Origin of the sequence: Streptosporangium lutulentum, from assembly GCF_030811455.1 — a bacterium.
In the GTDB taxonomy this organism is placed as follows: Bacteria; Actinomycetota; Actinomycetes; order Streptosporangiales; family Streptosporangiaceae; genus Streptosporangium; species Streptosporangium lutulentum.
Window position 1 is genome coordinate 4,956,514 of the sequence record NZ_JAUSQU010000001.1, and the last position, 25,346, is coordinate 4,981,859.

Annotated in this window: 23 protein-coding genes; 12 read left to right on the forward strand and 11 right to left on the reverse strand. The window is 70.0% G+C overall.

Features of this window, described 5'->3' with window-relative positions:
- Window positions 1-81 precede the first annotated feature (81 nt).
- On the reverse strand, window positions 82-1,275 hold the full coding sequence (locus J2853_RS22130) for an MFS transporter (protein ID WP_307560881.1): 1,194 nt from the start codon (window positions 1,273-1,275) through the stop codon (window positions 82-84).
- A 160-nt stretch (window positions 1,276-1,435) separates the two neighbouring features.
- On the opposite strand from J2853_RS22130, the gene panB reads away from it, so the two are divergent.
- Window positions 1,436-2,281, forward strand: a complete 846-nt coding sequence (gene panB, locus J2853_RS22135) for a 3-methyl-2-oxobutanoate hydroxymethyltransferase (protein ID WP_307560883.1) — start codon at window positions 1,436-1,438, stop codon at window positions 2,279-2,281.
- Between the two features lie 173 nt (window positions 2,282-2,454).
- Here panB and J2853_RS22140 read toward each other — a convergent pair whose 3' ends face one another.
- The 3 genes from J2853_RS22140 to J2853_RS22150 all read right to left on the reverse strand — a co-directional run bounded on the left by J2853_RS22140 (window position 2,455) and on the right by J2853_RS22150 (window position 5,736).
- Complete coding sequence (locus tag J2853_RS22140; RefSeq protein WP_370879314.1) at window positions 2,455-3,366, reverse strand: threonine/serine dehydratase; 912 nt, start codon at window positions 3,364-3,366, stop codon at window positions 2,455-2,457.
- Between the two features lie 14 nt (window positions 3,367-3,380).
- Complete coding sequence (locus J2853_RS22145; RefSeq protein ID WP_307560888.1) at window positions 3,381-4,382, reverse strand: DUF2278 family protein; 1,002 nt, start codon at window positions 4,380-4,382, stop codon at window positions 3,381-3,383.
- A gap of 181 nt (window positions 4,383-4,563) precedes the next feature.
- Window positions 4,564-5,736 carry a trans-sulfuration enzyme family protein gene (locus tag J2853_RS22150; protein WP_307560890.1) on the reverse strand — a complete coding sequence of 391 codons (1,173 nt, stop codon included), beginning with the start codon at window positions 5,734-5,736 and terminating at the stop codon, window positions 4,564-4,566.
- 288 nt (window positions 5,737-6,024) lie between these two features.
- Between J2853_RS22150 and J2853_RS22155 the strand changes: the two genes are divergently transcribed.
- The 4 genes from J2853_RS22155 to J2853_RS22170 are packed head-to-tail and all read left to right on the forward strand — an operon-like array spanning window position 6,025 to window position 9,425.
- A complete protein-coding gene (locus J2853_RS22155) occupies window positions 6,025-6,936 on the forward strand; it encodes an ABC transporter ATP-binding protein (RefSeq protein WP_307560892.1) in 912 nt (303 codons plus the stop codon).
- Complete coding sequence (locus J2853_RS22160) at window positions 6,933-7,709, forward strand: ABC transporter permease (RefSeq protein WP_307560893.1); 777 nt, start codon at window positions 6,933-6,935, stop codon at window positions 7,707-7,709. Before J2853_RS22155 ends, J2853_RS22160 begins: the two co-directional genes overlap by 4 nt.
- Window positions 7,710-7,719: 10 nt before the next feature.
- Complete coding sequence (locus J2853_RS22165; protein WP_307560895.1) at window positions 7,720-8,823, forward strand: sensor histidine kinase; 1,104 nt, start codon at window positions 7,720-7,722, stop codon at window positions 8,821-8,823.
- Window positions 8,820-9,425, forward strand: a complete 606-nt coding sequence (locus J2853_RS22170; RefSeq protein WP_307560897.1) for a response regulator transcription factor — start codon at window positions 8,820-8,822, stop codon at window positions 9,423-9,425. The genes J2853_RS22165 and J2853_RS22170 overlap by 4 nt, the downstream gene beginning before the upstream one ends.
- Window positions 9,426-9,431: 6 nt before the next feature.
- On the opposite strand, the gene npdG is transcribed toward J2853_RS22170, so the two are convergent.
- On the reverse strand, window positions 9,432-10,097 hold the full coding sequence (gene npdG / locus J2853_RS22175) for an NADPH-dependent F420 reductase (RefSeq protein ID WP_307560899.1): 666 nt from the start codon (window positions 10,095-10,097) through the stop codon (window positions 9,432-9,434).
- Window positions 10,098-10,215: 118 nt separating this feature from the next.
- On the opposite strand from npdG, the gene J2853_RS22180 reads away from it, so the two are divergent.
- Entirely contained in the window at window positions 10,216-10,797 is a 582-nt protein-coding gene (locus J2853_RS22180) for a hypothetical protein (RefSeq protein WP_307560901.1), read from the forward strand.
- A 156-nt stretch (window positions 10,798-10,953) separates the two neighbouring features.
- Here the strand turns inward: J2853_RS22180 and J2853_RS22185 are convergent, their stop codons facing one another.
- On the reverse strand, window positions 10,954-11,895 hold the full coding sequence (locus J2853_RS22185) for a LysR family transcriptional regulator (RefSeq protein ID WP_307560903.1): 942 nt from the start codon (window positions 11,893-11,895) through the stop codon (window positions 10,954-10,956).
- A 95-nt stretch (window positions 11,896-11,990) separates the two neighbouring features.
- Here J2853_RS22185 and J2853_RS22190 point away from each other — a divergent pair, with 95 nt between their 5' ends.
- On the forward strand, window positions 11,991-12,269 hold the full coding sequence (locus J2853_RS22190; RefSeq protein ID WP_307560905.1) for a CBU_0592 family membrane protein: 279 nt from the start codon (window positions 11,991-11,993) through the stop codon (window positions 12,267-12,269).
- On the forward strand, window positions 12,266-12,925 hold the full coding sequence (locus tag J2853_RS22195) for a cyclase family protein (protein ID WP_307560907.1): 660 nt from the start codon (window positions 12,266-12,268) through the stop codon (window positions 12,923-12,925). Before J2853_RS22190 ends, J2853_RS22195 begins: the two co-directional genes overlap by 4 nt.
- Before the next feature lie 37 nt (window positions 12,926-12,962).
- On the opposite strand, the gene J2853_RS22200 is transcribed toward J2853_RS22195, so the two are convergent.
- Window positions 12,963-13,145, reverse strand: a complete 183-nt coding sequence (locus J2853_RS22200) for a hypothetical protein (RefSeq protein ID WP_307560909.1) — start codon at window positions 13,143-13,145, stop codon at window positions 12,963-12,965.
- A gap of 44 nt (window positions 13,146-13,189) precedes the next feature.
- Here J2853_RS22200 and map point away from each other — a divergent pair, with 44 nt between their 5' ends.
- Window positions 13,190-14,038: a type I methionyl aminopeptidase gene (gene map, locus J2853_RS22205; RefSeq protein ID WP_307560911.1), complete on the forward strand. Its 849-nt coding sequence runs from the start codon at window positions 13,190-13,192 to the stop codon at window positions 14,036-14,038.
- A 109-nt stretch (window positions 14,039-14,147) separates the two neighbouring features.
- On the opposite strand, the gene J2853_RS22210 is transcribed toward map, so the two are convergent.
- The 4 genes from J2853_RS22210 to J2853_RS22225 all read right to left on the reverse strand — a co-directional run bounded on the left by J2853_RS22210 (window position 14,148) and on the right by J2853_RS22225 (window position 18,752).
- Window positions 14,148-14,561: a sensor histidine kinase gene (locus J2853_RS22210; RefSeq protein WP_307560913.1), complete on the reverse strand. Its 414-nt coding sequence runs from the start codon at window positions 14,559-14,561 to the stop codon at window positions 14,148-14,150.
- 198 nt (window positions 14,562-14,759) lie between these two features.
- Entirely contained in the window at window positions 14,760-16,793 is a 2,034-nt protein-coding gene (locus J2853_RS22215) for a bifunctional copper resistance protein CopD/cytochrome c oxidase assembly protein (protein WP_307560915.1), read from the reverse strand.
- Complete coding sequence (locus J2853_RS22220) at window positions 16,790-17,404, reverse strand: copper resistance CopC family protein (protein ID WP_307560917.1); 615 nt, start codon at window positions 17,402-17,404, stop codon at window positions 16,790-16,792. Before J2853_RS22220 ends, J2853_RS22215 begins: the two co-directional genes overlap by 4 nt.
- 55 nt (window positions 17,405-17,459) lie before the next feature.
- Window positions 17,460-18,752: a helix-turn-helix domain-containing protein gene (locus J2853_RS22225; RefSeq protein ID WP_307560920.1), complete on the reverse strand. Its 1,293-nt coding sequence runs from the start codon at window positions 18,750-18,752 to the stop codon at window positions 17,460-17,462.
- 181 nt (window positions 18,753-18,933) lie between these two features.
- On the opposite strand from J2853_RS22225, the gene J2853_RS22230 reads away from it, so the two are divergent.
- The 3 genes from J2853_RS22230 to J2853_RS22240 all read left to right on the forward strand — a co-directional run bounded on the left by J2853_RS22230 (window position 18,934) and on the right by J2853_RS22240 (window position 25,294).
- Window positions 18,934-19,083 (forward strand): hypothetical protein, encoded by a 150-nt coding sequence (locus tag J2853_RS22230; protein ID WP_307560922.1) that lies wholly within the window; start codon window positions 18,934-18,936, stop codon window positions 19,081-19,083.
- 961 nt (window positions 19,084-20,044) lie between these two features.
- Entirely contained in the window at window positions 20,045-22,918 is a 2,874-nt protein-coding gene (locus J2853_RS22235; RefSeq protein WP_307560924.1) for an AfsR/SARP family transcriptional regulator, read from the forward strand.
- Between the two features lie 138 nt (window positions 22,919-23,056).
- Window positions 23,057-25,294, forward strand: coding sequence for a xanthine dehydrogenase family protein molybdopterin-binding subunit (locus tag J2853_RS22240; protein WP_370879315.1), 2,238 nt, complete (start codon window positions 23,057-23,059; stop codon window positions 25,292-25,294).
- Window positions 25,295-25,346 lie beyond the last annotated feature (52 nt).

The window sequence follows — 25,346 nt, forward strand, 5'->3', positions numbered from 1 at the left end:
GCTGATCATTTCGATACGCAACAGTATCGTTTCGTATTTACGTCATGTTTACGCGCCCGACCCACACGGGCGGCCGGAAGATCAGACGGTGACCGGCACCGGCGCTCCGGCCGGGGACCCGCTCCGCCGCCAGAACGGCAGGGCGATCAGCACCATCACCACGCTGAACGCTCCCGCGACGGTGAAGGCCCAGCCGGGACCGGCGCTGTCGATGATCGCCCCCGCGATCGGCGCCGAGGAGGCTCCACCGATCAGAAGCGCCGTACCGTGCAGGCCCATCGCCTCGCCCCGGGCGGCGGCGGGAACCCAGCGGCTCACGGTGTCGACCGTGGAGGACAACGCCGGGGCGCACAGCACACCGGCCGGGAGCAGGGCCAGCAGCAGCCAGTGCCAGCCCCCGCCCACCAATCCCACGGGGACGGTGAGCGCGCCCATGGCGCCGACCAGGACCAGCGGCGACAGCCCTCGGGGCAGCATGCCGTACACAAAGCCCCCGGTCAGCGAATAGGCGCACCACAGACCGATCGCCAGCCCCACCCAGGCGGTGTCGCCCGACGTCTTCATCGTCGCCACCAGCGCCAGCTCGGTGGCCGTCAGCACGAAGGTCGCCGCGGACACGGTGCCCAGCACGGTGAGGAGGCCGGGGGTGAGCCACTGGCGCCGCGAGACCTTCTCGCCGGAGGCCTGGAGCTCCTCCGTCGAACGGACGGGCGGGTTCAGCAGGATCAGCGTCGTCCCGGAGCCGACCAGACCGGCCGCGAGGATGCACATGGTCCAGACACTGCCGAACGCGACCACCCCGGCGACCGCCAGGGCGGGCCCGACCATGTAGGAGAGCTCGACGATCATCGAGTCGAGGGAGAAACCCATCCTGCGCTGGTCGGCCGGGACCAGGGCCGCGAGGCACTGCCTGATCACGCTGAACACCGGGAGGCTCAGCAGGCCCGCCAGCACGGAGGCGACGAGCAGCACGGGGAACGACATCGCCCACGCGGTGGCCCAGAAGACGAGCTGGGCGAGGGTCGTCACCGCCAGCACCGGGCGCAGGCCGACCCTGTCGATGAACCGCCCGGTCAGAGGCGAGCCGACGGCCATCCCCACCGTGCTGGTCAGGGTCACCAGACCGGCCGCGCCGAAACCGAGGCCGAGCCCGGTGACGTGCAACGTCAGCGTGATGCCGACAGCGGTCGAGGGGACCCGGGCGACCAGGCCCACCAGCAGCAACGACCGCACGCCCGGGATGGCCAGCAGCCGACGGTAAGGTTCTATAACCATTTGATTGCTTACCTCCGCATGCATTGTGTCGTATACCCCCGTCTGTTCCGCCACTGGATTACCGGGTGGGCCGGGGCTGTTGAACAACCCGAACGCATGCAATCATCGGAAATGTCCGGGGACGCCACTGGGGCGCCTCGAGACTCTCTGGAGGGTTCTCATGTCCTCTTCCGTCACCAGTCGGCCGACCGCTCTCTACGGCGGCCAGACTGGACGAAGGATCACCGTCCGCGACATCGCCTCCGCGAAGGAGCGAGGCGAGAGGTGGCCGATGGTCACCGCCTATGACGCGATGACCGCCAAGGTCTTCGACGAGGCCGGCATCCCGGTGCTACTCGTCGGCGACTCGGCCGCCATGGTCGTGTACGGGTACGACTCGACGCTTCCCGTGTCGGTGGACGACCTCATGCCGCTGACGGCGGCCGTGGTGCGGGGCTCGTCCCGCGCGATGGTCGTCGCCGACCTGCCGTTCGGCTCCTACCAGTCCTCGCCTCAGCAGGCCCTGGAGACGGCCGCCCGCTTCATGAAGGAGGCCGGCGCCCACGCGGTCAAGCTCGAAGGCGGCCGCAGGGTGCTTCCCCAGGTCGAGCTTCTGGTCTCGGCGGGGATTCCGGTGATGGCCCACCTCGGCCTGACCCCCCAGTCGGTCAACACCCTCGGCGGCTACCGGGTCCAGGGACGCGGCCAGTCAGGCGACGAGCTGATGTCCGACGCCAAGGACCTCGAGTACGCCGGAGCCTTCTCCGTGGTCCTGGAGTGTGTCCCCAGCGATCTCGCCGAGCGGGTCACCACGTCGCTGTCGATCCCCACGATCGGCATCGGCGCCGGCCCCTCCACCGACGCCCAGGTTCTCGTGTGGCAGGACCTCATGGGCCTGACCGCCCGCCCCGCCAAGTTCGTCAAGAAATACTCCGACCTGGCACAGGAGATGGACAGGGCCGTCCGCAGCTTCGCCGACGAGGTGGCCACCGGTGCCTTCCCCACCGCCGAGCACAGCTACCGCTGACCCCGGCGCCGGGCACAGCCACCGCTGATCCGGTGTTCCGGCCCACCGTCGAGCACGACGGGCCGAAGGACGGCTGCCACCGTCCCTCGGCCCGTCCCGCCCACACGCGCGTCCGGCCGCCCCCGTGCCCAGGGAAGACTCCTGGCGGTACGGCGAGCGGCTCCGGCGTGAGGTCAGACCAGGTCCGCCGGGTCGGTGTTGGAGCCGCACACGATCACGGCCACCCGCTCTCCGGGGGCCGGGACGTAGGCACCGGAGCGCAGTGCCGCGAAGGCCGTCGCGCCCGCGTGCTCGGCGACCACTCGGTAGGACCGCCACAGCTCCCGTCGCGCGTCGACGATGGCCTCCTCGGAGACCAGGACGCTCCGCACTCCCGCGGCGCTGGTGAGGTCGTAGGCGATCGCACCGATCTGGCTGGCGCCCAGGGAGTCGGCCGCGACCCCGCTGACCCCGACCTTGACCGGCCCTCCGGCCTCAAGGGCCCGGTTCAGGGTCGGAATGAGCTCGGGCTCGACCGCGACCACGCGGGCCCGGCCGTCAAGGGCGGCGACGATCCCGGCGATCAGCCCGCCGCCTCCGACCGCGACGAGGACCGTGTCCACTCCGCCCGTCTGCTCCAGCACCTCCAGCCCGACCGTGCCCTGCCCGGCGACCACCTCGGCCTGGTCGTAGGCGTGAACGTCCAGGGCGCCGGTCTCACTCGCCCGCTTGACCGACGCCTCGTACGCCTCCGCGTAGACGGCCCCGACCTGGGTCACCTCCGCGCCCAGCGCACGCAGCCCCGCGACCTTCACCGGGCTGGACACCGTCGGCACGAAGATCTCCGCCCGGACGCCCAGGGTTCGGGCCACGTGCGCCATCGCCAGACCGTGGTTGCCGCCGCTCGCCGCGATCAACCCGGCCTCGGGCAGTTCCCCCGTCGTCAGTGCCCGGTTGAATCCGCCCCTGGCCTTGAACGACCCCGAGCGCTGCATCCCCTCCAGCTTCAGGAACAGCCCGGGTGACACCTCCAGCACCGGCGTACGGCGAACGTACCCGGCGATACGTTCGGCGGCTCGTCGCACATCCCCGATTGACACGCTCACTCGCAACATCCTTCTCAAAAAGTGATCGTCCAGCCCTCCAGCCGGGCCTGAGCCGCAGTGTAGGAGACTCCGTGAACCTTGAGCCCGGCGACGTCCAGCAGAGTGATCGCGCCTCCGCCGTCACCCAGCTCGAAGGGGGCGCCGACGGTGAGCGCCAGAGTGTCTCCGGAGGCCAGCGGACCGGCCGGAAGGGGGAAGGGATTCTTCTGCCTGTCCACCAGACACCAGCCCGCGAGCTCGACCGGCTCGGGAGAGGCGTTCAGCAGGGTGACCACTTCGGGCCCGGCCCCGGCCGGATCGGGGAGGGCGGCGATGATCCGGATCGGCTCCTCGCCCTTGCCCGGCCGTACGGGAGCCTCCGGCACGGTGTGCCCGGTGATGTCATCGGTGTGCCAGGACTGCGACTGGAAGGCCAGGAAGATCGCGACCCAGCGCGACTCGGCGGGGAAGTGCAGGAGCACACCGCCGTCCTGCCACACCCCGTCGTCACCGCGGAACCGCTGGGAGTTGCCCTGGTTCATGTGGATGTCGTGCACGCCGTTGCCCGGCAGGAATCCGAAGACCTTGTCGGGGGTGCGGGACTCGGGGCCCCAGCGCTCACCGAAGGCGTGGACGACCGCCGTGGGATCGGCGATCGCCCTCCGGACGTAGTGGTCGAGCTTGTCGGCCAGGTCGTTGTCCACGCCGGGAAGGTCCGGCGGGAGCGTGCGCATCCCCGCCGGGTCGAACAGGTTGCCCCGGATGTAGTCGAGGGCGGCACCACCGGGACGGGACGGCAGGGCCGTCCAGCCTCCGGCGGCCTGGGGAAGCGCCTGCGTCGCCGGGTGCCGGAAATCCTCGTCGGCGAGGTACAGCAGCTCGGAAGGAGCCTGCTGGGACTCGACGTTGACCGCGACCCGGTAGGAGGTCCCCGCCTCGTCGACGAGGTGGATCTGGTAGTGCGGGGAGTCCGTGGACCCCTCGCGACGGCTGTCGACGGCCCGGCCCGCAAGGACCCCGTAGCTCTTGAGCGGCATTGACCCCACCCTTCGGAAGGCGAACCCTGCGGACCATGTCTACGCCCTATCGTCCGGACGGGGAACCACCGAAGGCGATCACGGCCACAATCATGAACCGCCGAAGGCCGTGACCGTCGAAATCAGGAACCGTCGAAAGCGGCCACGGCCACAATCATGAACCGTCGGGGCACCGGAATGTTCAGGAGAGCGCCTGCTCGAAGTCCGCCCACAGGTCCTCGACGTGCTCGATGCCCACCGCCACCCGGATCGTGCCCTCCCCGATGCCGTTCCGGACGAGTTCCTCGCCCGTCAGCATGCGGTGGGAGGTGCTCGCCGGGTGCAGGATGAGCGTCTCGACGCCTCCGAGGGACGGGGCCAGCAGCGCCAGCCGTACCGAACTCATGAACCTCTCCCCCGCCGCGCGCCCGCCGGCCAGGTCGAAGGAGAAGACCCCGCCGAAATCGGGCAGCAGCTTCGCCGCCAGCTCGTAGGAGGGGTGCGAGGGCAGGCCGGGCCAGTGCACGGCGGAGACCGAGGGATGGTCGTTGAGACGGACGGCCAGCTCGCGGGTGTTGAAGCAGTGACGCTCCATCCGCAGCGGCAGGGTCTGGATGCCGCGCAGGGTGAGCCACGCGGCGAACGGGTCGGCGGTGGCGCCCAGCCCCACCGCGAAGGACCACACCTTGCGGTAGAGCTCGTCCGAGGCGAAGACCGCGATCCCGCCGAGCACGTCGGTGTGCCCGCTCAGATATTTGGTCGTGGAGTGGACCACGACGTCGGCTCCGTGCTCCAGCGGCCTGCACAGGATCGGCGAGGCGAAGGTGTTGTCCACCACCGAGATCAGACCGGCCTCGCGGGCCGCCGCGCACATGCCGGGCAGGTCGGCGACCTGGGTCACCGGGTTGGCGATGGTCTCCAGGTAGACCAGCTTGGTCTCGGGCCGCACGGCCGCGCGCAGGGCCTGCGGGTCGGCCTCGGAAACATAGGAGACGGTGATCTGGAACCGCTCGATCAGATCGTTGATCGTTCCGGCGGTGCCGCCGTAAAGAGGCTTCTGCGCGATCAGGTGATCACCGGGCTTGAGCAGGCCCAGCAGCACGGAGTTGATGGCCCCCATGCCCGAACCGGTGGCCACGGCGCCGACGCCGCCCTCCAATCCGGCGACGGCCTCCTCAAGTGAGCGAACGGTCGGATTCGACAGCCGCCCGTACACGAAGGCGCCGTCGGGCCGCCCCATCCCGTCGGCGAACACGGCCGGGTCGTCGAAGACAAAGCCTGAGGTCTGGTAGATCGGCACCGAGATGGGACGGCTGCCGTTCAGCGGCGGGTGAGGAAGATGGACGGTGCGAGTCTCAGGGCGAAATTCAGTCATGCGTCAAGAATGTCCGCTTAACCAGGCGTTTGTCAGATCCAAATGGTCGAGCGTGGCCTACGTCCTGCTCCAGCGGGAGAAAAATCACACGCGGACAGGACGGCGGCGCCGGGTTCGCCCGCCGTCCGCACCCCGCCGCCGGTATGAGCACCCCCGCGGACGATCCGGGTACGGCTGCCGCACACCGGCGACCTCGGACGATCCCCCGTCACAGATCGCGGCACCGACCAGGCGAAGTCGTGAATTTCTCACTGTCATCGGACTTCTCCTGCCTTCAAGCTCTGAACCATGACAGCGATTCAGGTGGACGGGCTCAAAAAGAGCTACGGGGACTTCGCGGCCGTCAAGGGCGTCTCCTTCACCGTCGCGCCGGGCGAGATCTTCGCCCTCCTCGGGCGCAACGGAGCGGGGAAGACCACGACGATGGAGATCCTGGCGGGATTCCAGGCTCCGGACGAGGGCAGCACCCGAGTGCTCGGGCTCGATCCGGTCAGGGACCGGAGCAAGGTGCGCGCACGCATCGGCATCATGCTCCAGGAGGCGGGTTTCTTCCCCGACCTGACGGTGGCGCAGACCGTGGACGCCTGGCGCGACTTCGTCGCCGTCCCCCGGCCGCGCGACGAGGCCCTGGAACTCACCGGGCTGAGCGCCAAGACCACGACCAAGGTGCGCCAGCTCTCCGGAGGGGAGAAGCGCCGCCTGGATCTGACCCTGGCCGTCCTGAGCCGCCCCGACGCCCTGTTCCTCGACGAACCCACGGCGGGAATGGACCCCGAGGCGCGCAAGAACACTTGGGAGGTCATCCAGGGGCTGGCCCGGCAGGGCACCACGATCCTGCTCACCACTCACTACCTGGAGGAGGCCCAGCGCCTGGCCTCCTCCATGGCGATCATGGACCAGGGGTTGATCGTCGCCGGCGGCGGCATGGCCGAGACCCTGTCCGCCGAGACCGGCAGGGTCGCCTTCGAACTGCCCCCCTCGGTCACCCCTGAGGAGTTGCCGGTGCCCGTCGTCACGATGGAGGGCCGCACCGCGGTCTGCCGCGTCGCCGACCCCGACCTCGCCGCGCAGACCCTGCTGAGCTGGGCCGGTGAACGCGGCCTGCGCCTGCGCGGGCTGGAGGTCCGTACGGCGACGCTCGAAGACCTGTTCCTCGACCTCGCCTCTGGCGAGAAGAACGAGAAGAAAGAGGTGGCGTGACCGTGTCCGTGCGCGATCTGGCGGTGGTGACCCGCTTTGGAGGCCGTCTCTACTGGCGCGACAAGGTGGCGCTGAGCACCTCGGTGACGCTCTCTCTGGGGCTCGGCATCGGGCTCCCGTTCCTGATGGACAGGGTCAGGCCGGGAAACCCCGAATTCCTGCTGAACCAGCACCTGGGGGTGCTCGCGATGATCCTCGTCATCGCGACGCTCAACCAGATCGCGGTGACGCTCACCGCCCGGCGCGACCAGCTCGTCCTCAAGCGGATGCGGACCACGGGACTCAGCGACCGCGACATCCTCGGCGGGGAGATCGGCAACCTGGTCGTCCAGACGACGCTGCTGACAGGCGTCGTCTCGGTGGCGCTGTACTCGCTGACCGATCTGCCGGTGCCGCGGAATCCGCTGCTGTATCTGGTGTTCGTGGTCGCGGGCGCCACCGTTCTGTGCCTGCTCGGGGCCGCGATCACAGCGATCATCCCGCGCACCGAGGTCTCCGCCGTCATGACCATGCCGTTCTTCCTCCTGGCCGGTTTCGGCGCGGGTGGCTTCGGCCCGCTCCTGGAGATGCTCCCCGGCTGGGCCGGCACGGTGTTCGGCCTGCTGCCCACCGCCGCGGTCGTGGAGGTGGCGCGGGTGGCCTACGCGGCGGACGGCACGATCGTCGGTGACCTGCGGGCCGCCGCCCCGCCGGCGCTGAACCTGGCGATCTGGGCCGTCATCGGGATCGTCGTGATCATTCGCTGGTTCCGCTGGGAGACGAGAAAGTCATAGGTTCACCGACATGCGGATAACCCCCCGGCGCCTGGCCATCGGCGTGATCACACTGCTCTCCGTGGGCTTCACGATCTCCGCGGTCATCCTGGTCGTCCAGTACGGCGGGCCCGCCGGGATCGCCGTACTCTCGGTCGCGCTCCCCGGCTTCTTCGTCCCCCACTTCCTGCACATCCGAGCCGCCCTGCGCGGTGCCGAGCCCGGCGGCCCGACTCTCGGGCTGCTGATCCAGGCGGTCGCCGCCTACGCCCCGATCATGCTCCTCCCCGGCCCGCTCGGAGGGTACTGGTGGGGCATACCGTCCATTCTGCTCGGCTCGGTGCTCCTGCGCCTGCGCCCGCCGCTCGCCCTCGGCTGTCTGGTCCCGATGGCGGGGGTCCATTTCACCGCCGCATGGAACGCCGTGGCACCGGAGTTCGCGCCGATACAAGCCATCTACGCCGTCAGCACCCTGTTCGTCACCGGATTTGTGATCTACGTGGTGGTGCGACTGGTGATCGTCAGCGACGATCTGGCGCAGGCCAGGACGGAGCTGGCGGAGGCCGCGGTGCTGCGGGAGCGACTGCGGATCTCCCGGGACCTGCACGACGGGCTGGGCAGCAACCTGGCCGCCATCGCGCTCAAGGGCGACCTCGCGCGCAAACTGGTGGGGCACGACCCCACCGCGGCCGCGGGGGAGCTCGCCGAACTGATCCATGTGGCCAGGGACGCCGCCCAGGACGTGCGGCAGGTGGCGCGGGGCTACCGGGAGATGTCGCTGGCCGACGAGGTGCACCGGGCGACGGCCCTGCTGGAGGCCTCCGGGGTGAGCTGCCGGACCGATCTCGCCCGGCTGGAGGTGCCTCGGCACATCGACGAGGCGCTGGCCTGGGCGGTGCGCGAGGGAACCACCAACGTCGTACGGCACAGCCGCGCGACGAGTTGCTCGATCAGCACCTCCACGCAGGCCGGCTCCGTACGGCTGGAGCTGGTCAACGACGGCGCTCAGGAACGTTCCGCCGACGGCGGCGGGCTGACCGGCCTGAAGGAGCGGGCCGCCGGCCTGGGCGGCTCGGTGAGCGCGGAGCGGACCGGCGACGACGGATTCCGGTTCACGATGGAGGTGCCCACATGATCAGCGTGCTGCTCGCCGAGGACATGCACATGATCAGGGCTGCGCTCAGCGCGCTGCTGAGGCTGGAGCCCGACATCGAGGTGGTCGCCGAGGTCACCCGCGGCGACGAGATCGTCCCCGCGGCGCTGCGCAGCCGGCCGGACGTGGCGGTGCTGGACATCGACCTGCCCGGGGTCGACGGCATCACCGCCTCGGTGGAACTGCGCGAGAAGCTGCCCGGCTGCCGGGTGCTGGTGCTCACCGCCATGGGCCAGCCCGGCCAGGTGCGCCGGGCCCTGAACTCCGGCATCGAGGCGTTCCTGGTCAAGGACGCCCCCGGCGACCGCCTGGCCGACGCGATCCGGCGCACCGCCCGGGGCCTGCGGGTGCTGGATCCCGAACTGGTCGCCGCCGCCGTCGAGTACGGTGCGAGCCCGCTGACGCTCCGCGAGGCCACCGTGCTCAAGGAGGCCGCGCGCGGCGCCCCGGCGGAGGAGATCTCCAGACGGCTGCATCTCTCCACCGGAACCGTGCGCAACTACCTGACCGGCGCCATCACCAAAACCGGCGCCCGCAACAAGATCGATGCCATCCGCATCGCCCAGGACGCCGGCTGGATCTAGCCGATGTCAGATGTCGGTGACGCGCAACCCGGCGTGGGCCTTGTAGCGGCGGTTGATGGAGATGAGGTTGGCGGTCAGCCCCTCGATCTGGTGGGCGTTGCGAAGGCGCCCGCCGTACACGCCGCGCACGCCCGGGATCCGGCCCGCCAGCGCCTGGACCGTGTCGGTGGCTTCGCGGTCGTCGCCCAGGACGAGCACGTCCAGGTCGATCTCCTTGACCTCCGGGTCGAGCAGCAGGACGGCCGAGACATGGTGGAAGGCGGCGACCACGCGGCTGTCGGGCAGGACCTCGGCCGCCTGCTGGGCGGCGCTGCCCTCCTCGACCTGGAGCGCGAAGGCGCCCTGCTTGTCGAACCCGAGCGGGTTGACGCAGTCGACGACGATCTTGCCGGACAGCTCGGCCCGCAGGGACTCCAGGGTGGATCTGTGCCCCTCCCACGGGATCGCCACGATCACCACGTCGGCTTCGGCGGCCACGGTCGAGTTGTCCGCGCCGCTCACCGTCGCGCCGACGCTCTCCGCCGCCTCCTGTGCCCGCTCCGCGCTCCGCGATCCGATCAGCACGGAGTGGCCCGCGAGAGCGAACCTCCGGGCCAGCCCCTTACCCTGATCGCCGGTACCGCCCAGGATCCCGATCGAGAGTCCGCTCACGTCCGGAATATCAGTGCTCACTCGTTGCTCCTCGTCGTCCTCGGTGCCCAGGGCCTCAACCGACCATATCGCCTGTCCAGATCATGTCAGGGCCGCATTATGGGGACCATCAGGGGGTGACTGGGGCACGATGGTACGCATGGACGCTGGGGCTGTGACACTTCTGCGCGAGATCCTGGCCTCGACCGGCTGGATCGAGCGCACCCGTGAGTTCGGTCTCGCCCTCCGTTCGACGCGTTCCCCCGGAGGCCTGCTGGTGGTCGGCACTCCCGAGGAGGAGCCCTGGCATCTGACCGCGCATCTCAGCGACGAGGCCCGGCTCTCCGACCTGCCGCAGCTCGCCCCGACGCTGGTCCGCTGGGCGCCCGCCCCCGGCGCGCCCGCGCACCTGCGGGTCGGGCTGGAGCGGATCGAGCGGGCCGGGCGGGGCGAGACCCTGTTCGTGGTGACCGAGGAGCGGGCCCCGGAGGCGCTGCTCGAACGGGTGAGCGACGCCCGGCGCACCGGAGCGACGATCCTGGCCCTGGACGGCGGCGACCGGGAGCTGGAGGGGCTGGCCCACGACGCGCTGACGGTCCCCGGTCACGCGCCGCTCTCCTTCGACGGGGCCCAGCACCTGGTGAGCGCGGCGGCGGGCGAGGTGACCAACCGGCGTCCCGGGCTGCGCGACCGGCTGGCGAGGCTGCTGGAGCGGGTCAACGGTCCGCACCTCGACGACTAGCCCGGCCCGTGACACCCGCGGCCCGGCGACCGGACCACGGGAGGCACCCACCGTCCCGCGCCCGGCGACCGGACCACCGGAAGACACCGGCCCGCACCCGCCGACCGGACCGCCGGGAGACACCGGCCCGCGCCCGGCGACCGGGCCACCGGCGGGCTAACGCGCCTCGCGACGCTCGTCCAGCCGTGCCGCCAGGCCGTCCGCCGCCTCCCTGAGCGCCGCGATGACCACGGCCTGCACCGGGTCGGGCTCTCCCGAGCGGGTACGGCTGAGCCGCGTCACGGCGTCCAGCCGGCGGGAGCCCACGTCGGGGATGCCGGTGACCACCACCTCGCCGACCGGGACCTCCAGCAACGCCATCGACGGCACGATCGCCACCCCGTGCCCCGCCGCGACCAGAGCGAGCGTGGGGGGAAACTCCTCGATCACGTGAACCCGGCGCGGGGTGAAGCCGCCCGCGGCGGCGAGCCGCTCAAGCGCGTGCCCGCAGGCCTGGTCGGGCGGGCCCGCCACCCAGGGCACCTCTCCCAGATCCGCGAGCCCGCGTGGAATTCTCTTCCAGTCCGGGGGCGCCACGATGCGGTACTCGTCCACGTGGAGGGGGTGGGCGACGATCGACGGCTGGGGCGCGAAGGGTTTGTCGGCGTCCCACTCGGTGACCGCCAGGTCCACCCCGCCGAGCCGAAGCTCCTGGAGCGCGGGCGGGCCGTACAGCTCGTGAATGCGCGGCGTGATCTGGGGATGGTGCTCGGCCAGGACGCCCAGGGCGGGCACCAGCAGGTGCCGGATGACCGTGGGGAAGGCCGCGATCGTCACCGGACCGGCCAGGCGCTCGGTGAAATGGATCAGCTCTCTCCGGGCCTCGGCCAGCTCCTCCTCGATCCGCTCGGCGTAGCCGGCGAGGACGCCGCCCGCGGGGGTGAGGGAGACCCTGCGCTGCGACCGGTCGACGAGTGCGAGCCCGACCTCCCGCTCCAGCAGCATGAGCTGCTGGGAAACCGCCGAAGCCGTCAGGTGGAGGGCCTCGGCCGCACGCATGACGCCACCGCGCCGGGCGACCTCGTGAAGGATCCGCAGTCGCCGGGGATCAATATCCATATAGCTCAGCTTACGTCGGAATTAAGGAAACTTAATTTGCCCTTCAGTGAAGGGAGGAGAAACCATGAGGACATGAGCCCCATCTCCACCGGCGCGTGACGCCGGTGTCCCTCTTCGTCGATCTCCTCGGCTGGATCGGAGCCGGGATCATGCTGTACGGCTACGTCATGGTGACCACGTCCCGCATGGCCGGGGACGGCGTGCCGTACCAGGCGATCAATCTCGCCGGGTCGATCGCCCTGATGGTCAACTCGGCCTACCACTCCGCCTGGCCCTCGACGATCCTCAATGTCGTCTGGGGCGTCGTCGGCGTCGTGGCCGTCACCAGGATGGTGGCGGCCCGATCCAGAAAGAAGACGGTGAGCGTCCCATGACCCGGCTGATCGAACTGAGCCACCGCATCACCGAAGGCATGCGCACCTATCCGGGGGTGCCCGGCCCCCGGCTCGGCGTGCACCTGAGCCGGGAGGCCTCGCGCGAGGTCTACGCCCCGGGCACCGAGTTCCACATCGGCAGCATCGAACTGGTCGCCAACACCGGCACCTACCTGGACACCCCGTATCACCGCTACCCGGAGGGACCCGACCTGTCGGGGGTGCCGCTGGAGGCGATCGCCGATCTCCCCGGTCTGGTCGTGCGGGCCGAGGGACTGCGCTCGGTGGGCCGGGAACTGTTCGAGGGAGGCGACGTACGGGGGAGGGCGGTGCTCGTCCACACCGGCTGGGACCGGCACTTCGGCACCGAGGACTACTTCCACGGCCATCCCTACCTCGAACCCGAGGCTGCCCTGTGGCTCGTGGAACAGGGGGCCGCGCTCGTCGGGATCGACACCCTGAACATCGACGACACCCCGCCTCGCGGCGAGCGGCCCGCGCACACGCTCCTGCTCGGCGCGGGCATCCCGATCGTGGAGCACATGACCGGCCTGGCCGCGTTGCCCGACACCGGTTTCCGCTTCCACGCGACCCCGCCGATGGTGGCGGGCCTGGGGACCTTCCCGGTCCGCGCCTACGCCGTCGTCGACGGTTAGGCGCGGCCCTCACCCGTCACCGTCCACTCGTCACCGTCTAGTCGTCACCGTCCCAGTCTTGGTCTTCCCTCTTCCAGTCCTGGTTACGATCGGCCGCGGTCTTCAGCGCGTTGGCCGCGGCCTCCCGAGTCTCGTAGGGGCCCATCCGGTCCTTGTTCGGGCAGCCCTCGTCGGGCTCGACCGCCATGTGCTTCAGGCAGAACCACCATCGATCACTCATGCGGCAATCCTGCCCAGTGAGAAGCGCAACTAGACTGGGGAACCATGACGACACTGCTCCAGCCCGGGCGAATCTCGCCCCTGCGCAAGGTTCCCGCCCACATCGAGCGGCCGGAGTATGTCGGGAAGAAATCTCCGAAGACCGGAGAGCCCGACGTCAAGACCCCAGAGATCATCGAGCGCATGCGGATCGCGGGCAGGCTGGCGGCTCAGGCGCTCGAAGAGGTCGGCAAGCGCGTGGAGCCCGGCGTCACCACCGACGAGCTCGACCGGATCGGCCACGAGTTCCTCTGCGACCACGACGCCTATCCCAGCACGCTGGGCTACCGGGGGTATCCCAAGTCGCTGTGCACCTCGATCAACGAGGTGATCTGCCACGGCATCCCCGACGACACCGTGCTGCGCGAGGGCGACATCGTCAACATCGACATCACCGCCTTCATCGGCGGCGTGCACGGCGACACCGACGCCACCTTCCTGGTCGGCGAGGTGGACGAGGAGTCCCGCCTGCTGGTCGAGCGCACCCGCGAGGCCACCAACCGGGCCATCAAGGCCATCGCCCCCGGCCGCCAGCTCAACGTGGCCGGACGCGTCATCGAGGCCTACGCCAAGCGATTCGGCTACGGCGTGGTCCGCGACTTCACCGGCCACGGCATCGGCACCACGTTCCACTCCGGTCTGATCGTCCCGCACTATGACGATCCGTCGCTGGCGGTCACGCTCGAGCCGGGCATGACGTTCACCATCGAGCCCATGCTGACGCTCGGCACCATCGACTACGACATCTGGCCGGACGGCTGGACCGCCGTGACCAAGGACCGCAGGCGGACCGCGCAGTTCGAGCACACCATCCTGGTCACCGAGACCGGCCACGAGGTCCTGACCCTGCCCTGAACCCGGCCCCCGACCGGGTCGCCTCGACGGACGGCCTCGCCCCCGTCGTGGAAGACCCGGCCGGCGTCGTGTACGGGAGCAGGGCCGGAAAGAAAGCCCCTACCCCCGCCTAGCTCCGATGGGGCACCGCCCCGCTGACGGTGGTGCCCTCACCGAGGACGCCGTTGATGCTGAGCGTGCCCCCGACCTGGTCGAAGTGGGTCCGCATCGCGGTGACGCCCCGGCCCGTGAGCGGACCGATGAAGCCGACGCCGTTGTCGCTCACCGTCATGCGCAGACCGCTGGGCCCCAGGGTGACGGCGACCGAGACGACGCGGGCCCCGCTGTGCGACTCGACGTTGGCGAGCGCCTCACCCAGCGTGGCGAGGACGGCCCTGGCCGTGCTGGGAGGCACGTCGTGCGCGGGCAGCGCCCATATCTCGACGGCGATCTCGGTGCGCTCGGCCCATTCGGCGAGATGTTCCTCCAGAGCCTGGGCGAGACTCCGGCTTCGTCCCTCGTGTAAGCGCAGTTCTTCGGACACTGCCCACCTTTCCTCATACACATGAAATTCACCGGTCCCCCGACCGGACATGTGATTGGGCGTGGCACGCGACATACGAGGCGCCGTCCACCGCGGTGAGCCCATGTCCCCTTTTGTCAGGCTACTGGAGGTGCCTGTGTTGGGCCACCTGGACGCACCCGCCGCGGGGCTCGAAGACAGGTGGCCGTAACCGTCCGGCTATTGCTCGCTGTCTCGTTTGCTGAGTTTGGCCAGGTAGTCGTTGTAGGCGTCGAGCTTCGCGTCACCGGTGCCGCCCGTGCGGGCCGCGATGGCGTCGGCCCGGCGGTCGGCGCGGCGGGCCTGGCGCTCGTCGTCCCGCCACCACTGGAAGGTCAGCGCGATGAGCACGATCAGCGTCGGAACCTCCCCGAAGCCCCAGGCGATGGCGCCGCCGGTCTGCTGGTCGTGAACCCCGGAGACACCCCAGGTCCGGCCGAGCTGGTCGTACCACTCGCTGGCCAGCACGGTGCCCATGCTCATCAGCGCGAGGCCGAAGAAGGCGTGGAACGGCATCGTGACGAACAGCAGGATCAACCGGCCCACGTGCGGCAACTTGTAGGGAGCCGGGTCCACTCCGATGATCACCCAGAAGAACAGGCAGCCGCTGAGCAGGAAGTGCATCGTCATGACGATGTGGCCGAGGTGCTCTTCCATCGCGGCGGGGAACAGCGGGGTGAAGTACAGCGCGTAGGTGGAGACGATGAAGATCGTGGTGGCGATCGCGGGGTGACCGATGACGCGGAGGAACCTGCTGTGCAGGATCGTGGTCAGCCACTCGCGCGGGCCGCGGTCGCCTCTGCGGACGGCGGGCTTGAGCGCGCGCAGCGCCAGGGTGACCGGGGCGCCGAGCACCAGGAAGATCGGCACCAGCATGGACAGCGTCATGTGCTCGGCCATGTGCGCGCTGAACAGCACCTTGGCGTAGCGGGCGACGCCGCTCTGGGTGGCGATGATCAGGATCAGGATGCCGACGAACCACGCGGCGGTGCGGCCCTTGGGCCAGGAGTCGCCGCGCCGGGTGAGCCGTACGACCCCGGCGAGGTAGAGGCCGCCGAGTAGCGCGATCAGGGTCGCGGAGAACAGGTCGAACCACCACAGCGAGGCCAGGTTGGCCAGCGAGATCTCCGGCGGCATGAGGTAGCCGAGCAGGTCGAAGGCCTGGTCGACCGGCAGGATCGGCGGGGGCGGAGCGGTGCGGGAGAGCGCGACGGCCAGCCCGACGGCCACGAACATGACGATGAGCTCGCCGGAGGCGAACCGGACGAACGTGCCCTGGTTGCCGGCGGCGAGCAGGGGCAGGGTCCGCTTCCGATGCCACCAGCCGATGAGGCCGAGGATCACGAACGCGGCGGTCTTGGCCAGCAGCAGCAGGCCGTACGCGGAGGTGTAGAGCTCGGAGATCGAGGTGAGCCTGGCGAGGATGCTGAACCCACCCGACAGACCCACACCGATGAAGCACCACAGCGCCAGCGCGGAGAACCGGGTGGCGGCGATCTCCAGTTGCGGCTGCCTGCGCAGCGCGTGCGCGCAGAGCACGGCGAGCCCGCCCACCCAGAGCGCGAGCACCAGCAGGTGCACGGCGACACCGGTGGTGGCCAGGTCGTGGTTGGGCGAGGAGGCGGAGTGCCCGGTCAGCGCGGGAGGAAGCAGGGTGGCCAGCGCGAGCACCAGCAGCCCGCCCGCCGTGCCCACCGTGATCGCCCCGCGGGCGAACAGCGCGATCGCCACCGTGAACAGCACGACCAGGGTGAGCGCGATGCCCTGGGAGACCTGGCTGGCGAAGCTGGTGAGCTCGTTGCCGCCGAGCACGTCGGTGATGGGCAGGCCCAGTGCCTCGGACAGGCTGAACACCATCGTGGCGGCCGCCGCGCAGGCCCAGACGAGCGCGATCCAGGAGGCCGCCCTGACGTAGGAGAGCGCGGTCTTGCCCAGCAGACCCTTGTCGCTGGGCAGGAAGATCGTGGCGGCCAGCAACGTGCCGACGGTGAGCACGCCCGCGGCGTCCATCGTCAGCTTGGCCAGCGGCAGCCCCCAGCGGGTGAACGCGCCCTGGTCGGGCAGGCCGGGGATGATGCGCGGGGTCGCGGCGCCACTGGCGATCATGGCGATCACCAGGGCGACGACGGCGGCCCCCGCGCCCGCCAGCGCGAGCTTCACGGTCCGGCCGCTTTTCACCTGCTCGGCCTGTACGGCCTGCCCTGGTTTGTTCACGGCTGCTTCTTTTTCCGCATGCTGAGGAACATACCGATGCCGACGCCTGCCAGGCCGCCGACGACGAGCCACATCCAGCCGGGCACGCCGCCCGATGAGGCGGGCTCGGCCACGTCGTCGGCCGCGAGAGCCGGTTCGGCCGTGACGGTGGCCGTGCCGTCCGCGGGCGCCGGGGAGGTGGGGGCGCTTTCCGCGGCGGACGGCGACGCCTCCCCCGAGGCGGAGGCTGAGGCTGAGGGCTCCGATGAACCGACCAGGGTGAAGGGGATCTCCCCTTCGATCGGGTGGCCGTCGGAGGAGACCACCCGATAGGCGATGACGTATTCGCCCGGCGGGAGGTCGTCCTTGACCTTCTGGGTGACCACCGGGCCGTCGACGACGGGTTTGCCGTCCTGGTGGACGCCGCCGTCCGAGGCGCGCACGACGACGTTCGGGAAGCGCGTGCCGGCGCTGAACGTCAGCCGCACCTCCTTCAGGCTCTCGACCTTGGCGCCCTTCGCGGGATCGCTGCTCTTGAGCGCGTCGTGGGCGAGGGCGGGCGCGGCGAAGGCCGTACCGAGGACGAAGGTGGCGAGGAGCGCGAGGGCGACCGCGACAGGGGAAGTCTTCATGACATCCACAAGGCTACCGACGCCCTCACCCGGTCTCTACTCCCCCGTCCCCGATCTACAGTCCGACACAGGCCAGCGCGCGTTTGTAGGCGTCGACGCTGCGGTCCGGCTCGTCGATCCTGTCCAGGACCTGCGCGGCGGTCAGCCATGTGTGGGCGGTGTAGCGGGTGATCGGGGACTGCGCCAGGCACTCCGCTCCCGCGAGCAGCTCGTCCGAGGCCTCCTGCTGCCTGCCCAGCTCCGCGAGAGTCTGTCCGTACAGGATCCGGGCCTCCGCCTGCATGGCCTGCGGCATTCCGTCGAGCATGTCGCAGACCCCCTTCATGTGCTCTCCGGCCTGTTCGGACTTGTCGAGCAGCAACTCCACCCGGGCGAGATTCATCGCGCAGCGCATCTTGTCCATCGGGTTGGCCGAGCTCTCGGCCAGCTCGGCGTCCACCTTGAGCAGCACGTCGCGCCAGGCGCCGGCCTCCATGGGCCGCACCCTCAGCAGGACCTGCGCGTAGTCGCCGCGAAGCCGCGCCAGCCGGCGGGGATCCCCGTACTCGGACTGGATGGCGAAGGCCCGCTCGACCTGGGTGACCGCCTCCTCGCCACGCCCGCTCTCGACGGCGACGATCGCCGTGCCCCAATGCGCCAGGGTGAGCGAGAGCGGCGTGCCGAGGATCTCGGCGCCCGCGAGCACCTCCGCGGAGAACTGACGGGCCCGGAGCAGGTCTCCCCGGTCGATGTAGGCCATGGTGAGCTGGCTGCCCAGTCTGATCAGGCTCTCGGTCCAGGCCGGTCGCACCGCCTGACCCAGGATCCGCTCGGCGACCTTCACCGCCTCGGTGAGGTTCCCCTTCTCGCGGTAACACCGCGAGAGCGCCACGGCGACGGCGACACCGCGCTCGGAGGCCACCGGCGCCGACTCGTCCCGGCGCAGCCTGTCGAGCAGGGCGATCGCCTCGTCCAGATCTCCACAGGCCTCGGTCGCCAGGGCCAGGCCGTACTCGGCGTCCTGCTTGAGCTGGGGCAACCCCGCGAGACCGCTGTCGGCGAGAAGCTCCGCGTAGCGCGTGCGCGCCTCGGCCACATCGCCGTTGTCCATGACCAGCTGCGCGTAGCTCAGGGCACGCTCGATCTCCTGCATCTGCTCGGCCGTCACGCCGTTGATGAGATAGGTGAGCGAACAGTCGAGCTTGACCGCCAGAAGCTCCAAAACCGCGGGCGTCGGAGTACGCTTGCCACTTTCAATCAAGGAAACGTAGCTGTCTGACAGTTCTGGGTGGGCGAGTTGCGCCTGGGAAAGCCCGCGTTGCCGACGAACGGTCTTGATGCGCTGCCCGACCAAGTCTTGACCAGTCACGTTGCCCCTTGAAAGATATCGTTGAGCAGCAGAACCTACGACAGGAGTCTTCCCCGTGCGCCGACGCCTTACCTTGTCTGCCCTCGCCACTCTGTTTGCGGCTGCTTTGGCCGTCACCGGCAATGCTACGACTGCCAGCGCTGATTCGTCTGCCCCTCCGCTGTCCGCCACCAAGTATTCTTTGCACGAAGCGGGTCTCAGCGCGGGCGGCTGGAACGGCCCCGACTCCGCGTCCACCCTCGGCTGGAACGGCCCCGACTTCGCGGGCGGCTGGAACGGCCCCGACGTCGTGTCCAGTCTGGGTGGCTGGAACGGCCCCGACTCCGCATGACCTGGGCTGGGGCAGCCCCGGTCACCTGAGGATCCGACTCACCCGCTCCTTCGGCGCGTAAAGGCGTATCGACTGGTTCGGCACGATGGAGGACCACCGTCCGGTGAGCCTCTCCACCGGCGGACGCCGACGTCGCCGCTACGGCACGTGAAGTAGATCATGGTCAGGGATCGCCCCATCTCGTCCCCGACCACACGTGATCACCAGAACGAACCGATCTTGAATCTGAGGTTGTTCGGCGCGTTTCTCAGCCACTTGTGGTCGAGAAACGCGCCGGCGCTTCTCCGGCAAGCGCGTTCGCCTCATTCGGGGTAATGCAGACCACCCCTGAAGCACATTACCGGCCGGTTCAGCACCGAATGCGTTTTGAGAAAACCATACTTTAATGCCAATCGCAAGGGCAAGATGGTTCTCGGTTAACGCGCTTACTCGATATACGCGGTGATCCGATGACGAAGTCGCGATCCATGCCTTTCTTCAAGACCCGATCCGGGGATTTCGAACCGGGCGCCGGACGAGGTGCGCCGACCACGCCACGGACGATTCGGCCACGGAGCGAACGGCACACCCGGGTTCGCCGGCGAGTGGTGCCCCCGCGCTTCACCTCGACACGTCCTCCCCCGTCTGAACAGGGGCCGAAGGAGCGTCCGGGAAGCCGGCGGGGCCGGAGACGGCGGGCCTCGTCGTTCCCCCGGCGGCCGGGCACGGGGCCCGGCCCGGGACCCCTCGGCGACGCCGCCGGACCGCCCGGACCGGTTCGGCGCCGCCTCGATTTCCCGCCGCGGCAGCCGGAAGAGGCGCCCCCGAACCGAATGAAGAGCGACCAATACACTCTTGATACATTACAAGTGAATAAATCCCTGAAAAAAGACTTGAGACGACGATCAGGTATGACCACCCCCACAAAGCTCGTTCCACAGCATGCGAGACGGACCGAGGCCGCGAGCATTGGGATTCGCCCGTGATATTTCTACTGCTCGGTAGCCTGACGGTTCGCGACGCCGGGAACAACACCATTCCCATCCCTCGTCTCAAACACCGTCAGCTACTGGCGACGCTCCTTCTGCGGGCCGGTACCCCGACCTCCGTCGAGCATCTGGTGGGGTCGCTGTGGTGCGACGACCCCCCGCCCTCCGCCGAGCGGAACGTCAAAACCTACGTGCACGCCCTCCGCAAGCTCCTCTCCCCCGATGATCTGCGGTCGGCTCCGATCGAGACCCGGGCGAACGGCTACCTCATCGCCCCGGGGCCGGAGGATCTCGACCTGCTCACCTTCCGTGACCACGTCCGGCGAGGAAGGCAGGCCTCCCGCGAACGCGACCCGGAGACCGCCTACCGCCACTTCGAGCGGGCCCTCGGCCTGTGGCGCGGTGAGGCCCTCCTCGACTCCCGAGGAAGCCGGCCTCTGGACGACGCGGCGGCTCACCTCTCCGAAGAACGTCTCGCCTGCCTGGAGGAGCTCTCGGAGGTACGGATCGGTCTGGGCAGATACGCCGAGGCGGCGTCCGGCCTGCGCCCCGCGGCCCTCGCCAATCCGACGCATGAGCGGCTGTGGGCACAGCTCATGCTCAGCCTGTACGGGGCGGGAGACCGGACCGCCGCCCTGCGCGCCTACCAACGGTTCAGAAGGGTCGTCGCGGAGAGGACCGGCCTGGAGCCCTGCCGGCCGATCCAGGATCTCCACCAGCGGATGCTCGCCTCCGGCAGCGTCTTCGATCTGAGGCTTCCGGCGAAGTCGATCCATCTCGTCGAAGCCGCCCCGCATGATCCGATACCCCGCCAGCTGCCGCGTGACCCCGCCGGCTTCGTGGGGCGCGCGGAGGAGCTGGTGACGCTGAGGTCGTTGCTCTCCCCGTCGGACGACGGCCTGCCCCAGCATGTCGTCGCCATCACCGGACCGCCGGGATCGGGCAAGTCGACCCTGGCCACCCGAACCGCGCACCTGGTCCGCGACCGCTTTCGGGGCGGGCAGCTCTACGCCAATCTGCACGGGGCGACCCCGGGCATCCGGCGGCTGGAGCCCCTGGAGGTGCTCGGCAGGTTCCTGCGGGCCCTGGGGGTCGCCCCGCACGCCGTTCCCACCGACGTCGACGAGGCCGCGGCCCTCTGGCGCAGCCTGCTCGACGGCAGGGACGTCCTCATCGTGCTCGACGACGTCGTCGACCTGGCCCAGGTCCGTCCGCTGCTCTCCGTGCCGAAGGGGAGCACGATCCTGGTGACCAGCCGGCAGACCTTCGCCCTCGTCGACGACTGCGCCCACGTGCAGATCAACAGGATGAGCCAGGCGGAGGCGGCCACCATGCTCGCGCGGCTGGCGGGCGCCGAGCGGGTCGCCAGGAACGCCCGGGCGACGGCACGTCTGGTCGACCTCTGCGGAAACCTGCCGCTGGCCGTGGGGATCGCGGGATCCAGGCTGGCGAACCGGCCGCGGTGGGAGGTGGCCGATCTGGTGGAACGGCTGGAGGACGAACGGAGACGGCTGCACGAGCTGGAGGCGGGCGATCTCGCGGTCGGCTCCAGCCTGGCGGTCAGTTACGACCTGTTCCTCGGCGGCGCCCACCCCCTCGACCGGATCGCCGCCCGCGCGCTGTGCGCGCTCGGTGTGCTTCAGGTGCCCGACGTGACCTCACCTGTCGTCGGCGCCCTCCTGGACGTGCCCGCCGACCTGGCCGAACGCGCCATGGAACGGCTGGTCGACGGCCACCTCGCCGAAGGAGACGAGACCGGGAGGTACCGGCTGCACGACCTGATCCGGCTGTTCGCCGGCGAGCAGGCCGTACGGCAGCAGACGCGGGAGGCCCGCGGCGCCATGCTGGACCGGGCGCTGAGTTCGTACGTCGCGACCACGCGCCTGGCGGTGAAACTCTCCGGCTACCAGCGCACGGCGCCGACGAAGGCCGACCTCAGCGCGGGCCCCTTCCCGCTCGCCTCCGGGGAGGAGGCTCGCGAGTGGCTGGAGCAGGAGCTGGCCAACCTCCTGTCCGCCGCCTTCCAGGCGATGGCCGCCCCCGAGGAGCGGACCGCCCGTCTCGGAGTCTCCCTCGCCCTCTCGCTCTTCTGGCACCTCCAGCGCTCCGGTCTGCCCTCGCGCCTTCTCACGATCAACCGGCGGGTCCTCGAAGTCGGACAGCGGCTGGGCGATCGCAACGTCCAAGCGTACGCGCACGGCTACATGAGCGTGGCCCTCAGCGTGACCGATCACCGCGACGAGGCCCTGGCCCATGTCCATGAGCAGCTGGCCCTTTTCCGCGAGCTGTCCGACCCGCACGGCGAGCAGATCGCCCTGGGCAGCCTCGGTGAGATCCATCTCGTCCTGGGGCGCTACGAGGAGGCGATCGGCTACGCCGAGGCTCAGCGGAGAGTCGCTAAGACGATTGGCCACAAACCGGGCGAACACTACGCCGCTACCGTAATCGGTGCTGCTCGCCACAAACTACGGCAGTTCGATCAGGCGCTGAAGGTGCTGGGCGACACGCTGATCCAGACCCGCAAGGACGGCAACCTCTATCAGGAGACGGCCGTGCACGAGAAGCTCGGCGACATCCATCTCGACCTCGGGGATCCCGCGTCGGCCAGGACCTGCTACGAGACCGCCCTGGCCTGCGCGCACACCGCGAAGCTGAGCATCGCCGAACCCTACATGCTCCTCGGCCTCGCCCGATCCTGCCGCCTCCTGGGCGAACTCGACAAGGCCGCGACCTACCTGACGCGTTCCGTCGCGACCGCCCGGGCGATGGGCACCGAAGAACTGAAGGGCAGGCTCGCGGAGGAGGAAGCCGTTCTGGCCGCCTACGGCCGGCCGATCACGGTTCTGAACGGGGCCGGGGCCCCCTGAGAGCCGGAAGCGGGTCGGCCGGCCGTCATCCGGGTTCCTCGATGATCGGGTGAAGCCACAAGAATCGCCAACGGCCCCGGACCTCGTTTCGTCGTGTCTGCCCTGTCCGGTGTCCGGCCCTGCTGATGTACTGCTGTGGTGAGCGACATCGAGACCCGGCAGAGCCGGGACGACCTGACCCGGCAGCGCCAGGGCGTCGGCGAGAGCGTTCCGCGCCCCGACGGAACCCTGAAGGTGACGGGCGAGTTCGCCTACTCCTCCGACCTGTATCTCGCGGACATGATCTGGGGCGTGACCCTGCGCAGCCCGCACCCCTCCGCGTGGATCCGTTCCATCGACATCGGCCCCGCGCTCGCCATGCCCGGCGTGTTCGCGGTGCTCACCCACGAGGACGTGCCCGGCGAGAAGTTCTACGGGCTGGAGCACAGGGATCAGCCGGTGCTGGCCGTCGACCAGGTCCGCTACCAGGGCGAACCGGTCGCACTGGTGGCCGCCGACCACCCCGAGCGCGCCAGGCGCGCGGCCGAGGCGATCGTCGTGGAGTACGAGCTCCGCGAGGCCGTCACGGATCCCCGCAGGGCCGCCTTCGACCCCTCCTACCCGAAGGTCCACGACCACGGCAACGTGCTGCGCCACCAGCCGGTCCGGGTCGGCTCCGACTTCGAGGCCCCCGTGGTCGTCACCGGGGAGTACGAGGTCGGCATGCAGGACCAGGCCTTCCTCGGCCCCGAGTCCGGCCTGGCCGTACCGGCGGAGGACGGCGGGGTCGACCTGTTCGTCGCCACCCAGTGGCTGCACGTCGACCGCGACCAGATCGCGCCGTGCCTCGGGCTCCCCCAGGAGAAGGTACGGCTGTCGCTGGCCGGGGTGGGCGGCGCGTTCGGGGCTCGTGAGGACCTGTCCATGCAGGTGCACGCGTGCATGCTGGCGCTGCGCACGGGCCGCCCCGTGAAGATCGTCTACAACCGCGAGGAGTCGTTCTTCGGTCACGTTCACCGGCACCCGGCCTGGATGCGCTACGAGCACGGCGCGACCCGCGAGGGCAGGCTGCTCTACGTCAGGGCGGAGATCCTGCTCGACGGCGGCGCCTACTGCTCCTCCTCCCCCGCCGTCGTCGGCAACGCCGCCTCGCTGGGGGTGGGACCGTACGAGGTGGGCAACGTCTGGATCGACGCCTACGGCGTCTACAGCAACAACCCGCCCTGTGGCGCCATGCGCGGCTTCGGCGCGGTGCAGGCCTGTTACGCCTACGAGTCGCAGATGGACAGGCTGGCCGAGGCCTGCGGGATCTCCCCGGTCGAGGTCCGCGTCCGCAACGCCGTCTCCCAGGGCTCGACGCTGGCCACCGGGCAGGTGATCGACTCCCCCGCCCCGCTGGCCGACATGCTCCGCGAGCTCGCCGCGATGCCGCTGCCCGCCGTCGCCGACGACCCCGGCCTGCTGGACATGCCGGGCGGCGTCTCACAGACCACCCACGGCGAGGGCGTACGGCGGGGCGTCGGGTACGGCGTCGGTATCAAGAACATCTGCTTCTCCGAGGGCTTCGACGACTACTCCACCGCCAGGGTCAGGGTGGAGCTGCTCGGCGGCGAGCCGCACGTCCTGGTGCACACGGCGGCGGCCGAGGTGGGCCAGGGCCTGCTGATGGTCCAGGCGCAGATCGCCAGGACGGAGCTCGGCATCGACAGGGTGACGGTCGCGAAGGCCGACACGACGGTGGGCTCGGCCGGGTCCTCGTCGGCCTCCCGCCAGTCGTACGTCACCGGCGGTGCGGTCAAGACCGCCTGCGAGGCCGTGCGGAAGCGCCTGGACGAGCTGAGGGCCGACGGGTCGTCACTGGTCCAGGCCCTGGAGCGGGCCGGCGCGGTCGAGGAGACCCGGGAGTACCGTCACCGGCGCACCTTCCCGATGGATCCGGTCACCGGTCAGGGCGACTCCCACACCCAGCTCGCCCTGTGCGTGCACCGCGCGGTCGTGGACGTGGACGTGGAGCTCGGCCTGATCAAGGTGGTGGAGCTGACGGCCGTCCAGGACGTGGGCAGGATCATGAACCCGCTCGCCCTGGAGGGCCAGATCCACGGCGGCTCCGCCCAGGGACTGGGACTGGCGCTGATGGAGGAGATCCAGGTGCGCGACGGAAAGGTGCTCAACCCGTCCTTCACCGACTATCTGATCCCCACCATCCTCGACATGCCTCCCATGAAGGTGTCGATCCTGGAGAACCCCGACCCGCACTCCCCCTACGGCCTGCGCGGCGCGGGCGAGCCCCCCACTCTCTCCTCCACCCCGGCCGTGGCCGCCGCCGTACGGGCCGCCACCGGCCTGCCGCTGTCCCGCGTGCCCATCCGTCCCCACGACATCGCACCGAACGGGTAGGAGCCGATCGCCCGGCTCGCCGCGTCGACCGTCCTCGCGGCCTCCTTCACCA